The organism is Acinetobacter sp. BWR-L5, from assembly GCF_039655985.1.
Lineage (GTDB): Bacteria > Pseudomonadota > Gammaproteobacteria > Pseudomonadales > Moraxellaceae > Acinetobacter > Acinetobacter johnsonii.
Genome location: NZ_JAGFEV010000006.1, coordinates 170,202 through 182,778 on the forward strand (window position 1 = coordinate 170,202; position 12,577 = coordinate 182,778).

13 protein-coding genes are annotated in these 12,577 nt (G+C 38.8%); 5 read left to right on the plus strand and 8 right to left on the minus strand.

Annotated features, from left to right (window positions below; translation table 11 throughout):
• Positions 1-2: 2 nt before the first annotated feature.
• The 7 genes from JZ787_RS12495 to JZ787_RS12525 are packed head-to-tail and all read right to left on the minus strand — an operon-like array spanning position 3 to position 4,339.
• The gene (locus JZ787_RS12495) at positions 3-524 is read right to left on the minus strand and encodes a glycosyl hydrolase 108 family protein (RefSeq protein WP_346312465.1); all 522 of its coding nucleotides are present in this window, start codon (positions 522-524) and stop codon (positions 3-5) included.
• 12 nt (positions 525-536) lie between these two features.
• Positions 537-908, minus strand: a complete 372-nt coding sequence (locus tag JZ787_RS12500; RefSeq protein WP_346312466.1) for a hypothetical protein — start codon at positions 906-908, stop codon at positions 537-539.
• 39 nt (positions 909-947) lie between these two features.
• Positions 948-1,151 carry a tail protein X gene (locus JZ787_RS12505; protein WP_346312467.1) on the minus strand — a complete coding sequence of 68 codons (204 nt, stop codon included), beginning with the start codon at positions 1,149-1,151 and terminating at the stop codon, positions 948-950.
• Entirely contained in the window at positions 1,148-1,546 is a 399-nt protein-coding gene (locus JZ787_RS12510; RefSeq protein WP_346312468.1) for a head completion/stabilization protein, read from the minus strand. The genes JZ787_RS12505 and JZ787_RS12510 overlap by 4 nt, the downstream gene beginning before the upstream one ends.
• 5 nt (positions 1,547-1,551) lie before the next feature.
• On the minus strand, positions 1,552-2,382 hold the full coding sequence (gene gpM, locus JZ787_RS12515) for a phage terminase small subunit (RefSeq protein WP_346312469.1): 831 nt from the start codon (positions 2,380-2,382) through the stop codon (positions 1,552-1,554).
• Positions 2,382-3,410, minus strand: coding sequence for a phage major capsid protein, P2 family (locus JZ787_RS12520; protein WP_346312470.1), 1,029 nt, complete (start codon positions 3,408-3,410; stop codon positions 2,382-2,384). The genes gpM and JZ787_RS12520 overlap by 1 nt, the downstream gene beginning before the upstream one ends.
• A 26-nt stretch (positions 3,411-3,436) precedes the next feature.
• Positions 3,437-4,339 (minus strand): GPO family capsid scaffolding protein, encoded by a 903-nt coding sequence (locus JZ787_RS12525; protein WP_346312471.1) that lies wholly within the window; start codon positions 4,337-4,339, stop codon positions 3,437-3,439.
• Between the two features lie 125 nt (positions 4,340-4,464).
• On the opposite strand from JZ787_RS12525, the gene JZ787_RS12530 reads away from it, so the two are divergent.
• From JZ787_RS12530 to JZ787_RS12540, 3 genes are all read left to right on the plus strand, one after another.
• A complete protein-coding gene (locus JZ787_RS12530; protein WP_346312472.1) occupies positions 4,465-6,246 on the plus strand; it encodes a terminase family protein in 1,782 nt (593 codons plus the stop codon).
• A complete protein-coding gene (locus tag JZ787_RS12535; RefSeq protein ID WP_346312473.1) occupies positions 6,243-7,304 on the plus strand; it encodes a phage portal protein in 1,062 nt (353 codons plus the stop codon). Before JZ787_RS12530 ends, JZ787_RS12535 begins: the two co-directional genes overlap by 4 nt.
• Positions 7,305-8,462: 1,158 nt before the next feature.
• Positions 8,463-9,599, plus strand: coding sequence for a tyrosine-type recombinase/integrase (locus JZ787_RS12540; protein WP_346312474.1), 1,137 nt, complete (start codon positions 8,463-8,465; stop codon positions 9,597-9,599).
• Between the two features lie 83 nt (positions 9,600-9,682).
• Here the strand turns inward: JZ787_RS12540 and JZ787_RS12545 are convergent, their stop codons facing one another.
• Positions 9,683-10,603, minus strand: coding sequence for a hypothetical protein (locus JZ787_RS12545; RefSeq protein WP_346312475.1), 921 nt, complete (start codon positions 10,601-10,603; stop codon positions 9,683-9,685).
• A gap of 586 nt (positions 10,604-11,189) precedes the next feature.
• Between JZ787_RS12545 and JZ787_RS12550 the strand changes: the two genes are divergently transcribed.
• The gene (locus tag JZ787_RS12550) at positions 11,190-12,059 is read left to right on the plus strand and encodes an inovirus-type Gp2 protein (protein ID WP_346312476.1); all 870 of its coding nucleotides are present in this window, start codon (positions 11,190-11,192) and stop codon (positions 12,057-12,059) included.
• A 101-nt stretch (positions 12,060-12,160) separates the two neighbouring features.
• Positions 12,161-12,466 carry a hypothetical protein gene (locus JZ787_RS12555; protein WP_346312477.1) on the plus strand — a complete coding sequence of 102 codons (306 nt, stop codon included), beginning with the start codon at positions 12,161-12,163 and terminating at the stop codon, positions 12,464-12,466.
• Positions 12,467-12,577: the final 111 nt, after the last annotated feature.

A 12,577-nucleotide genomic window follows, 5' to 3' on the forward strand; every position in this document is an offset into this window, starting at 1 on the left:
CTTTAATTGTCCAATGCCGCATAAAGAAGCTGATCAGCGGTGCGGTTTGTCCAGCCTTTGCCATAGCGTTGCCAAGTGCTTAAACTGGTGTAGTGCTTGAGTTTTGAAGCATTGAATTTCAACAAAACATCATTGAGATCTGCTTTTTTGATGGCTTTAATGGTCATTGGACCAATGACCCCATCTTCGGCCACATTGACGGCTTTTTGCAGTTTACGTTTAGCCGTTCCCATGCCTGCATTGACGGCAAAATCCCAAACCTGAAACACAATTGCTGGATGAAGGTCATCGGCATTAATCCGATCCCACCAATCACGCTTATAAATGGCTTTGGCTTGATCTAGGGTTAAGTTTCGGATGTCTAAATCAGGATAAGTCATGGCTGAAATGCCGTACTTAGTCCCTTTACATTGGCCTTTACCAATCACACCCGTTGTCCAGTTGCCGCGATCTTTTGAATCGTCTGTAAATTTACCTTCATGGCCAATCAAGCGATCGAATGCTGTATCAAAAGTAAGACTCATATTCTGAGATCCTTATTTGAATAGTGCTGAAAAGGCTGCTTTCACTTCAGCGATAATTTCACTGACTGTTTTGCCTTTCCACAACTGTAAAGATTGATACCAAATGCCGATCATCAACATGCCAAATACCGCAAAAATCAGCATGACAAAGCCTTGCGACATCAGCGAGTAAGCGGTGAGTTGGTAATATTCAATAAACGCTGAGCCACCGTACAAGCTAATGGCCACACTGATAGTGAATTTTAAAATCACGCCTACGGTGATTTTAATTCGACCTTCTGTATCGATGTCCCCACTTAAAATCAGTGCCAAAATTGCACCTAAAATGGCTGCAGCAATTTTTAATAACCACGGTAATCCTTTAATTGAAATCGGATCATTCATTGATTTCCCCTTCGGGGCTGTTATGCGCTCTAACATAACTTAATCCCATAATTTAAGTGTTTGGGTGGTAGATGTTGTTATCGCTTCAGGTAAAACCACAGCTTGGTGCTCAATCAAAATGACGCTTTCAAGTGCAGGATTTAATTCAATCAAGTCTGCTAAAACCTGAATCGGGTTATTCGGAAAATAACGGGTAGCAATCGAATCAAGCGTGTCCCCTTGGATGGCATAAACCGTATTCATACCAGTTTGATCCGATTGCGTTTTTGATTGGTTAAGTCTGCGATCGTGTGGTTGACCACTCGACGTAATGACTGCGTTTTTACTTGTTGGTTTTCACCGCGCGATTGACCTGTCGTGGTGGTATCAAAATCCAAATTGTCTTCACAAATCAGTGCTGCTGCTTCATAGCAAACAGCACGTTTGTATTTGCGGATCTGCGCTTCAGTCTCAATTTTTAGCAACAGGACTTGATCATTGATCATGTCCATTGCCAGTGTGATTTTTTCAGCAAGCAGATCCTGACCTTTGGACTTGTCTAAACGAACCGTTCCGAGCAAGTCTGTGATACTGACGTTTGGACGGTCAGCTTCAGGGTTTTGCACCACCTGTTCAGAAACGGATTCATTTAGCAACATGATCCTTACTCCGTAGGCTTAGAGTCGGTGGACGCAGGATCAGACTCAGCAGCTGCCGAAACAGTCGTTGAATCTGCCTGCGAGCCGACAGTGGCGTCGGGAGACGACTCGGTTGATTGCTTGTTCAACAGTTTTTCCAGTGCTGTAACTTCTTTTTTACAGCCGACTTTACTGTTGAGTCGCAACGCATTTTTATAAGCATTGAGGGCTTCTACTGGTTGAGCTTCGTTAAGAGCATCACCTAATGAACGGAAAATTTTGGCGCGAACTTGATCGACCATCTGTTCTCCAACGCCAAGATCAATGATTCGCTGAATCACTTCCGCATTTTCAATGGCGAGGTCAACATCGTCATTAAAATCACTAGCACATTGCTCAGTAACAAACTCCGCAATTCCACGACTATGACCTTCAGGCATCACCATGTCATTTAACAAAGCATACTCAGCAATACGAACGGCTAATTCATATTGACCCGCGTCGACTGCCCAAATCATTAAGGTCACCAGTGAGGTGTTTTGAGCCGAAGGTGAAATAGCGAGGCAGCCGTCGATATAGCCGTAATATTCAGGTAACCATTGCTTTTTCAGCTCAATTTTATCCTGCACCGATTTATTGTCTTTCAACTGATTCAAATGATTGAATAATCGAAGCTCAATATTTGCAGTAGGTGATTCAGGTAACGTTACATTTACTGATTGATCGCCTTCAGGTGAACGAGGATCATAGCCCATGATCATTCGTTTTTTTAACAAACGAGGATCAGCACTGAGCGCCATTTTTAAACGCTTTTCAGCTAATTTTTTTTCACGATCTTGACGCATTGAGTTTGACATTATGCTGTTACCTCAATGTTTTCGATGAGGACGCATTTGCTGTAGTCTTCGACCACAAAGTCTTCATTCACAGATTGGAAGTCAACCGCGCGATCCCATTCAGGTTGCTCGACGATAGAACGATTCAAGGTGCCTGACTGCAGGTAGATCGAAAGGTTATCAGGCGTAGTAATCAAAATCGTTTTTGCAGGGAATTTCGGAACGTGCATAGCAGGCAAGGTGCCGAGTTGCTTGTTAGCATAAATGGTTCGTGCAGCCAGCTGCTCGGTTGGATCTTGAATGGTATTTAACAGAGGCAAGTATTTGTCACTCAAAATGCCACGGCCACAAATGGCAATCAGACCACTTTCACGGTGCTGTTCGGCAATATATTCTTCAACGGCAAATTCCACTAAGCCATCGACGGTTTTGAACTCATGGGTTGCACCGATCGCAGTGACCAATTTGCCCGTACCATCGTCCTTACCTTCATAATGTTGCTCAGGGGCAAGGTCACGAATTTTTTGTAACCAACCTTTTTTCACGTCTTGCAACATTGGATTGGCCACGCGGTCAGATGTTGGAGCACGAAACAAACCATTAAAACCAATACATAGTTTGTCCAATGCAATCGCTTTAATCACCATTGCCTGCAGCTTTGATTTAAAGTCAGGATGATGCTTCCACGCATTTAACAATGACCAGTAATAAGCCACGTCATAGTTGGTTTGGGTACAGTCATACTCATCCAGTAAATCTAGATTTCCAACTGGAACAGGAGTACGCGCTTTGACACGAGTGTCCGTGGTACCTGCGACGGTTGTACCTACTTGTAAACCGATTTTTTCCCCTTTGGCATTATCAACAGGGAATACGTTGATCATTTTTAAAAAGTCTGCCGACTCTTGATAAGCAGCAATAATTTTTTGTTCAGGAACGGGCTGAACCGCAAAGGTATGACGTGCATCTTCAACATTATTGGCACGTGCAATGTCTGCGATATAAGAGGAAAGTTTTGTCCGTGCAACTGGACTGAGAACGACTGCCATAATTGATTATTTCCTAAATGATTGAATTAGTATGCAACTTGGTCGGTATCACCACCGCTTGCAGCGGGAGGCAGGTTCACAGCAGTAGTTGAAAGCTGATTAATCTGCGTTTGCATACCTTGAAGCGACTGAAGAATCGGTCCTAATGCTTGGCTGAGTTGGTCTTGTACGGTATTTGCACCAGGCACAGGTTGTTCAACTGGAGCAGCTGGCGTAGTGGATTGTTGAATGGGTGCAGCAGGTGGAGCCGATAATTTGCTGAATTTTTCATTCAGCTCTTTAATACCGTTTAAAGCAGCCACTACACCTTGAGTCATTACCGCTTGAAATTCATCAGGCTGAGTTGAGGGTTTCGTTTGACCCATTGAAAGTAAACTTTTGATATTTTCGATTAGGCCTTTCGGATCATTTGGAACTGAATTGTCTTGATCAGTTGAAGCTGTCAGGGACATAAAAATCTCCGCGTTGGGTTGAGTGCATAAGGCAAATTGATTAGCTGAAAATTTAATGGGTTCAGTACCAAGCGAAGCAGGGGTATCTGTTAAACCAAGACCAGATTGATAGGCCTTGCCAGTCCCCGCAAAGTTGCGATAGAACTCAATCGATGGATAAATTTTCTGACCTTTTTTATTCATGGCCACAAAACTCGGCAGGGCTGAAATCGTGTTATAGAGACACCATTTGCCATTCTCTAGTACGGCTTCAACTTTGATGACGTCGCCATAGGCATTAAAGGGTGGTTCGGGTGACCATCCTGAATAATGCTCAAGGTTGATTCGTGCACCATATTTTTCCAGACTGTAGCTTTCACCCATTTGCTGAATTTCTTGTCCAGTGAGTTCTCGTCCGTCGACTGTTTGACCTTCACGAGCGACACGAAAGCGTTTTTCTACACGTCCTTCACCTGCAAGTCCCATATAAATTTCCATCTATGTTTCTGATAGATGCAGTCTGCTGACTAATAAACTTGCTCGCAATTAGTCCAATCCTGAATAAGCCTTAATCAGGATTTTTTGATTCATAGCTTTTGTGGTCAAACGGCTACATTAGGCACATGAATACGACCTCACCCATTACTTTTGATCAATTAAATCCTCGGCAACATGGACGAATCCTGTTTGCTATGGGGATGTCTGTATCTGAAATTTCAAAGCACCTTGATGAGAATCGCTCTACCGTTGAAAGCTGGAAACAGCGCGACGGTTGGGAAAAGGCGGACTTATTTGATGATGTGACTTTAGCTATGAAAGTCCGCTATATGACTTTGACTTTCATGGATGGCAAGAGCAATGCGAATTATAAGGAACTGGAATTTATTGGGCGCGAATACGAACGTTGGGCACGAATCGAAAGATATCGACAAGGTGGGACTCAAGCCGATCTCAATCCAAAACTAGAAAACCGTAACGATAAACCCAAAAAACGAAAACTTAAAAATCAGCTCACCGAAGATGATCTCAAGCTGCTCGAGCAAGCCTTTGAAGATTTCTTATTTCTTTACCAACAAGAGTGGATGCAGGCGATTGAGGAAAGCGACATCTTCATTTTGCTTAAATCACGTCAGATTGGTGCGACCCATATCATTGCCCTATGGGCATTGATTGACTTGCTCAAGACAGGCAAGAATAAAATTTTCATGTCGGCATCTAAGGCGCAGGCCTACCAGTTCATTGAATACATCAAAGCCTTTGTACTTGAGGTTTGCGGGATTGAATTGACTGGTGATCCAATTGTGATTAATGGTCCAGTTAAGCAAGCGACGGTTTACTATTTGGGAACCAATGCACTGACTGCACAAGGCCGTCATGGTGATGTAATCATGGATGAGTTTTTTTGGATTCGTAAATTTTTACAGTTCAAGAAAGTGGCCAGCGCGATGGCATCGCAGAAAATGTATAAAGAAATTTATATGTCCACGCCATCCAGTATTTTGCATGAAGCCTATAAATTCTGGACAGGTACGGATAGCGGTAGAAAGCTGCCTATTGAAATTGATGTCAGTAAAGCTGCACTCAAAATGCCAGTGAAATGTGCGGACGGAAAGACCCGCCAAATTGTGACGTTATCGGATGCGGAAGACAAAGGCTGTGATCTGTTTGATCGCCAAAAGCTACTTAATCAATATGGCGATGATGAGTTTTTAAATCTATATGACTGCGAGTTTATCGATGATTCGGGTTCTTATTTCCCTCTCAAAATCATCACGCCAAATATGGTGGATTCATGGCAGGTTTGGAAGGACTTTAAGCCGAATGAGACTCCGCATTATCAAGGAGAGGTTTGGTTAGGCTATGACCCATCTTTTACAGGGGACAATGCTGCGCTAGCCGTTATTGCTCCACCACGAACTCCGCTTGAACCCTATCGAATCTTAGAGGTGAAACAGTTCAAAGGTCTAAGTGCTCAAGAACAAGCGCTGTATATCAAAAAAGTTTGTGGGCGCTATAACGTCACGTTTATCGGTATTGATAACACAGGTAATGGTATTGCCGTGGCCGAGCACGTGGCTAAGTTTTTCCCTGCACTAACCCGCCTGAACTATAACCCCGAACTCAAAATCCGCATGGGACTTCGGGCGAAAGAGTTGTTTCAAAAAAGACGTTTGCATTTTGATGCTGGTCTCACCACGGTGGCCAAAGCATTCCTTTCAGTCAAAAAAGCATTAACAAGCGGTGGTGGTAACAAAACATTGATCACGACCCGGTCAGCAGAAAACGGTCATGGTGATATGGCTTGGGCAATCATGAATGGATTAGAGAATGCTCCAATTGTCGACACTATTGATCCATCACAACAAGGCGTACAACGTAGCCGAATTCGAGTATTCAAATCATGAACTTAAAAAGTTTAGTCCCTAAAGCTTTACAACGGTTCAGCTCACCTGCAGCTGCTCTAATTGAAGCCCCAAGTAAAAAATCTATCGTCTGTAGCAACTTTGGCCAGCCTGAACCAGTTCTTGATGGCCATACCTTGTTTGAGTATGGCTATTGCCCGAAATGGCAGGACTGGTATGAATTGCCTTATGACATGCTGGCTACTGCAAAACTGTTCAGAGCCACCAGTCATCACACCAGTGCCTTGATTGTGAAACGTAACATCCTAACCAGTGATTTCATTCCTCACCAATTGTTAAGTCGACATGACTTTAATGCTTTGGCACTGAACCTTTTAACCTTTGCAAATTGCTATGCGAACATCAAAAGAAATCGCTTTGGTGGGATTATTGGTCTAGGATCTCGTCCAGCCTTAAATATGCGGAGAGGTTTGGACTTATCCAGTTATTACCAATTGAATTATGATCAAACCCACAATCATGTATTTCAGCCACAAGACATGATTCACTTATTTGAATCAGACATTGGGCAGGAGATATATGGCATCCCGAATTATCTGAGTAGCATTAATGCGATTCTTCTCAATGAATCCGCGACGTTGTTCCGTCGACGTTATTATAGAAATGGTGCACATGCAGGATTCATTCTTCATATCACAGATGCTATGCATACTCAGGCAGATGTCACTGAGCTTGAGGATGCGCTAGAGAATTCAAAAGGAGCGGGGAACTTTAAAAACCTATTGCTCTATACACCAGGGGGAAAAGAAAAAGGAGTGAATGTCATTCCACTGGCCGAGGTCGCGGCTAAAGATGAGTTTTATAATATTAAAATTGCCAGTCGAGATGACCAATTAGCAGGGCATCGTATCCCACCTCAATTGATTGGCGTGGTACCACAAAATGCTGGTGGCTTTGGTGATGTTGAAAAGGCCGCAAAAGTCTTTTACTACAATGAGATTATTTACTATCAAAACCTATTGAAACAGATCAATGAAAGACTGGGCTATGAAGTGATTAAGTTCAAACAGTACGAGCTTTTATCTACAAACGTGACGTGAATAGTCACCCATATTTTACTAAATAATGAACGAAAATAATGTGGTAATAATGTTTTAATTCAATTATTTATATCTAAGCTGGCTATTATTGGTCGGCTTTTTTTTATGCCTGAAATTTGGATGGTATATCCCTGCTGTATTGGAAGACTATGATCAACTGCGATGGTGGGCAATGGACATCTTCTTAGATTTATTAAATATCCAATTCTCAAAATACAGCAGGCAATAATTTCACCTTTGCCTCATGACCAAACGCAATCTCCTCTCCCGCCTGCGCGGTTCCTAAATATCGCGTTTTTGATGCAACACATAGAAACCCTAGACCCTATGATTTAAAGGGCTTAGACGCGATCCTATGCCTATCCAGTGACGCAATTTGATGCGTATAGATGCGTATTACTTTATTTAAATCTTTTTCTATTTTAAAAGTCGAAGTAAAAATGGGGTTACAAAAGTTACGTCCCTAAAAAATAATATATAAGCGCATGAATAATAAAAGAAAAAGTTGTAACCTTTATGGGGTTACATGAGGTTACAGGAATTGGGTTAAATCTAATAAATACATTAAAAACAAATAGATATGAGGTTACATTTGTAACTTTTTTAAATGGTTACATGTAACTTAAAAGTAACCTAAATGTTACCTTTATAAAATGAAGATTTAATTATTAAAAACATATAGTTAATACCTATTCTTGAAATCTGTAACTTTTGTAACCTCATTTTTTTATGACCTAAATTTTTGAGCCAAGCTTTTATAAGAAGAAAGTTTTCTCCCAGATTCTGAGTGTTATACACATTCTCTTGATGCAACTTTGCTTAATATTTATGGGACTGAGTTATGGAGAGAAACAGGGAATTGAACTGAAAATATTTTTAGGGTGACACAGATGTTACACATAACACTTTTAATTATATTTATATTGTTAAATTACATGTATTTATAATCTACGTTTTCCTCCCGCCACCTCCACCAAAATTCTTTCCGAAGTAGTCCATCGGAATATAAAAAAGCCTTTAAACTCAATGTTTAAGGGCTTTTTTATTGGCTGTATTGTCCGATGCTGTCCTAAGCGATTTGACCCTATTTTTGCTTTGTGTGGGTAAAAATTGGCAAAATTTACCCAGAAATTAACACAACAAATTCTGGTTAAAGATATGTCACTCACAGATGTAGATTGTAGAAAAGCTCAACCGAAAGACAAGCAATATCGTCTATCAGATTCACATGGTTTATCGCTGATTATTACAACTAAAGGTCAGAAGTATTGGAATGTCCGCTATACCGTTCATGGGCAGCGTCAATCTGAGTCACTAGGACCATACCCAGAACTTAGTTTGAAAAAAGCTAGAGAAATGGCTTATGAACTTAAGTATAAACATTCAAAATCAGTACTTCATGAGGACATAAAGCCATTCTTTAAAGAAGTGGCTGAAAATTGGTTTGAGAATCAGAAGGAAACGTGGTCGCCGAAGCATATTAGCAATGTCAGAGCATCTCTAGATGAATTGTATCTTTCATTAGAAAATAAGCGTATTAATCAGATTCAAGCACCTGAAATTTTGCAGATCATAAAAAAGATTGAGGGGAGAGGCTCACTTGAAGTGGCAAAACGGACTTTATCCCGCTGTGGCATGGTCATGAAGTACGCTATTGCACACGGCTATCGCTACGATAATCCTGCAGGCGATTTGGTCTATGCACTAAAAAATAAGCGTGTGAAAAATTTAGCATCATTACCTGCTTCAGATATGCCTGAATTTCTAAGAAAAGTTAGAGCTTATCCAAGTGATGCTCAGACACATCATGCCATCATTTTAATTATGTTGACTGGTGTTCGAGTCAGTGAGTTACTACAAGCACGTTGGGATGAGTTTGATTTGGAAGGGCGTAAGTGGGATATTCCTGAAGACCGCATGAAGAACCGACTGCGACATCGTGTGCCATTGACGGATATGATGATTGAGGAACTGAAAGCTTTAAGACTTACTCACAATCAGGAACTACTATTTCCACATCGTTTAAATAATAAAGAACCTATGCGTAGTGAGTCGATCTTAGCTGTGATTAAGCGTTCAGGTTATGCAGGACGAATGACTACACATGGTTTTAGATCATTATTTAGTACTGTCGTGAATGAGTCCAATTTATTTAACCCAGATGCCATTGAACGCCAGCTTGCCCATGTCCCTCAAAACAGAATTCGATCAGCCTATAACCGTGCGCAATACTGGGATGAACGTATAAAAATTATGGAGTGGTATGGGGAACAAGTAAGAAATTGGTGTTTTTAATAAGGATGAAATGCATGTGGAGACTCTCTTTGAGTATAAAAGTCTCTACATATTTTGAAAATTTTACCAAATCAAATATACACTTAATATTTACTATTCTCTTTCTCGTCACACATTTCCTTAAGAAACATTTGGTGGATGAGTTGCTCTAGAATATCAGATTCAGATAGTTTTTTAAAAGCTGATAGTTTTGCTAGTTCTTCTTTAGATTTTTTAGTTAAAGGCAAGTGATAGTCCTTTTTAACTTTGTTTGAATCTCTAAACTTTTTTTGACTCCATGCTTTATTCATCTTAATTGTCAAAAGTTCATATTCTAAAGGTTTACAAAGGTAAAGGAAGTCTAGATAAGAAGTAATAAATAGCTCTGTATCAGAGCTATTTAATATTTCTCTAAAATCTCTTTCTAAAAAGTAACTATAAGGTCTTAAGTACTCCATAGCCCAGATTGTGAAATTTTCATCTTTAAATTTAAGAGATGTATTTATTTTTTTTCTGATTAAATCGTTGTAATCTTTTTTAGCCTCTAATAATTCATTCATCTTTACATCTTTAGATAAAATATAATATACAAATCTAATGTAGATGTAGTTTTTTGAATAAAAACAAAATCTTGGTTTTATGTTTGATACCAATAAACTGTCAAGATGACTTTCTTTTTTATATTCTTTTTTGCTTTCTAAATATGATATAAAAAATAAACATAATCTTAAATCCTTTTTAAAATCTGAAAATAGTTCATTTTTAATGAAATGTTTTTTATGTTGATTAAATAGTTCAAAATTACGTCTTATTTCATTTTCATTATTATATTCTATTAACTCTAGAATAATTAATTCTTTAATCTCATCAAAATTTCTTAGGTTTTTAATATCCCTGAATTTGAGTCTAGTGTTAGTTCTTGAATTTACTCCTAATAAAATGTCATAGATCCACATTAGATCTTCTTTATGATATTTCTTTAACTCATTCTCAATTTCGTGTCTTATATCTTTGAATCCTGGCATACAGATCTCAGTGTAGAATTCTACGTAGTATTTTATGAAATATTTACGAGTTAATTTTACACAATTTTTTAAAGAATTTTATATGATTTTACGAAGTGCTAAAGAACTGAAATAGGGAAATATATCGAAATTCCTGATTTTTAGTACAATAAAATGCACTTGTTGTATGAAATAGTCATACAGAAAGTCTCTTTACTTATTGTGAGAAGTCTTTCTCCGCAAAAGAACATCAAAATATTGTAATTTCAAAATCGATTAATTTATGGATTATCATACGATTTCTTAGAATAGAGGATTGGCTAAAAATTAGAATGACTGATGTCTATTTTTATTCTTCAAATTTTAAAACTTGGTTATTGTAATAATATAATTTATATTAATTTAAGTTATAAAAAAGTTGGATAAATATTGCATTACTTTATTTGGGTTTTATAAGTTTTAATATGAGTTGGTGTGATATTTTTTTGGGTGAATATTGTATTTTTCTTTAGGGTTATTAATATTATTTATATTTAATCTATTTCCTTAATGGTAAATAATTACAGAAGAGTTCCTTTTATGTTTTAAACCATCAAAAGGGATACTCATGTGTCATACTGTAAATGAATCAAAGATCTTGATTGGAATTGAAAATTTTGTTGAAAATATCTCTATCAGAAAACGTAAGCCGCGTAATTTCTATAATCAGTTAAAAGAACTGCTTGTTCAGTTAAATCAAATTTATAATCCTGATTATTCTTATATACCTGCAATAGAGGCAGTGAGTGAACTGTTATTGGATTTAGACGAGTATTTAGATGATCCTGAATGCTTATATGAGCGCTTAATAAAAATCTCTTTTGAAGATATTCAGCGTGATTTCAAGTGGCATTATCGTAGACATAAACGTCAATTACGTCATCATCGTTATAGTGAGTCAGAAAATACCAAGACGCTTGTTGATCGTATGCAAGAAATCAGCGATAAATATTCACGGATTTTAGTGGTTCGTGTCGATATAGCTTATCCGCTTAAATCTCAAGATCAGATCGGTATCTTGGATTTTAAGGATGATATGGATGTACTGCGCACTCGACTTCGTGATCAGGATACGGTCTTTAAAGGATTGATTGAATCTGCATGGGCATTAGAGCAAGGAGAGGACAAAGGTTATCATTGTCATTTGCTCTTGGTTTATAAAGGAAGCGAACGGTGTAGTGCATATTGGATTGCTAATCAAGTTGGAAAGCTTTGGAGTGATATTACAGATGGCTTAGGTTGTCATTTTAACTGTCACACAGCAGCGTATCTTAAGCAGTTCTCAGATCGAAACCGTTTAGGCATCGGGATGATTCATCGTAAAAACTTAGATGAAGTGAATAATATGTTGAATACCGTGAAGTATTTGGTACGCCCTGAAAAAGAATCGCAGCATCTAAGAGTGAAAACTAAAAAGCGCATGCGGACTTTTGGCTAACAGAAAATAATACAGGCATACATCATCCACATGAAGATCATGGTTCAAATGATCAGGGGCTTATGAATATAGGCCCTTTTTACTTTTCATTGGAGATATAAATGATGCTTAAGCATTGTCCTTATTGTCAGTCTACTCGCGTACATCGTATGTTTATCTCTCATCCCAAAGAGCCTTCATCTCAGTTGAATACTCAACCTTTATTCACTGCTCAATTTGGGCTAGGTACACGAGTGTTCAAACAACTCTGTAAAAGACCACCTTTTGCGCCATGGTGGTTGGGACTGGCTGAAATATTATTGAAGGGGATGTATTTATATTGGATGGAAACGCAACGGGTTCATTCTGATTCAGGGATTGCCATTGGGTTTTACTGCGAACAATGCCAACGTGGCTTTAATCATTAAGCAAGTAGGTTCATCTTCTAGGCAAATAGAAAAATAGGTCGATGATTTCTCATCGGCCTATCTAGGAGCTAAGTAAAGTTATTGTGAGTGGTAAACCAACCAACTTCTTTT

What these genes read in the sequence shown, in the direction of transcription:
- JZ787_RS12495 (WP_346312465.1), bottom strand. Translation starts at nt 524, where the DNA reads ATGAGTCTTACTTTTGATACAGCATTCGATCGCTTGATTGGCCATGAA.
- JZ787_RS12500 (WP_346312466.1), bottom strand. Translation starts at nt 908, where the DNA reads ATGAATGATCCGATTTCAATTAAAGGATTACCGTGGTTATTAAAAATT.
- JZ787_RS12505 (WP_346312467.1), bottom strand. Translation starts at nt 1,151, where the DNA reads ATGAATACGGTTTATGCCATCCAAGGGGACACGCTTGATTCGATTGCT.
- JZ787_RS12510 (WP_346312468.1), bottom strand. Translation starts at nt 1,546, where the DNA reads ATGTTGCTAAATGAATCCGTTTCTGAACAGGTGGTGCAAAACCCTGAA.
- gpM (WP_346312469.1), bottom strand. Translation starts at nt 2,382, where the DNA reads ATGTCAAACTCAATGCGTCAAGATCGTGAAAAAAAATTAGCTGAAAAG.
- JZ787_RS12520 (WP_346312470.1), bottom strand. Translation starts at nt 3,410, where the DNA reads ATGGCAGTCGTTCTCAGTCCAGTTGCACGGACAAAACTTTCCTCTTAT.
- JZ787_RS12525 (WP_346312471.1), bottom strand. Translation starts at nt 4,339, where the DNA reads ATGGAAATTTATATGGGACTTGCAGGTGAAGGACGTGTAGAAAAACGC.
- JZ787_RS12530 (WP_346312472.1), top strand. Translation starts at nt 4,465, where the DNA reads ATGAATACGACCTCACCCATTACTTTTGATCAATTAAATCCTCGGCAA.
- JZ787_RS12535 (WP_346312473.1), top strand. Translation starts at nt 6,243, where the DNA reads ATGAACTTAAAAAGTTTAGTCCCTAAAGCTTTACAACGGTTCAGCTCA.
- JZ787_RS12540 (WP_346312474.1), top strand. Translation starts at nt 8,463, where the DNA reads ATGTCACTCACAGATGTAGATTGTAGAAAAGCTCAACCGAAAGACAAG.
- JZ787_RS12545 (WP_346312475.1), bottom strand. Translation starts at nt 10,603, where the DNA reads ATGCCAGGATTCAAAGATATAAGACACGAAATTGAGAATGAGTTAAAG.
- JZ787_RS12550 (WP_346312476.1), top strand. Translation starts at nt 11,190, where the DNA reads ATGTGTCATACTGTAAATGAATCAAAGATCTTGATTGGAATTGAAAAT.
- JZ787_RS12555 (WP_346312477.1), top strand. Translation starts at nt 12,161, where the DNA reads ATGATGCTTAAGCATTGTCCTTATTGTCAGTCTACTCGCGTACATCGT.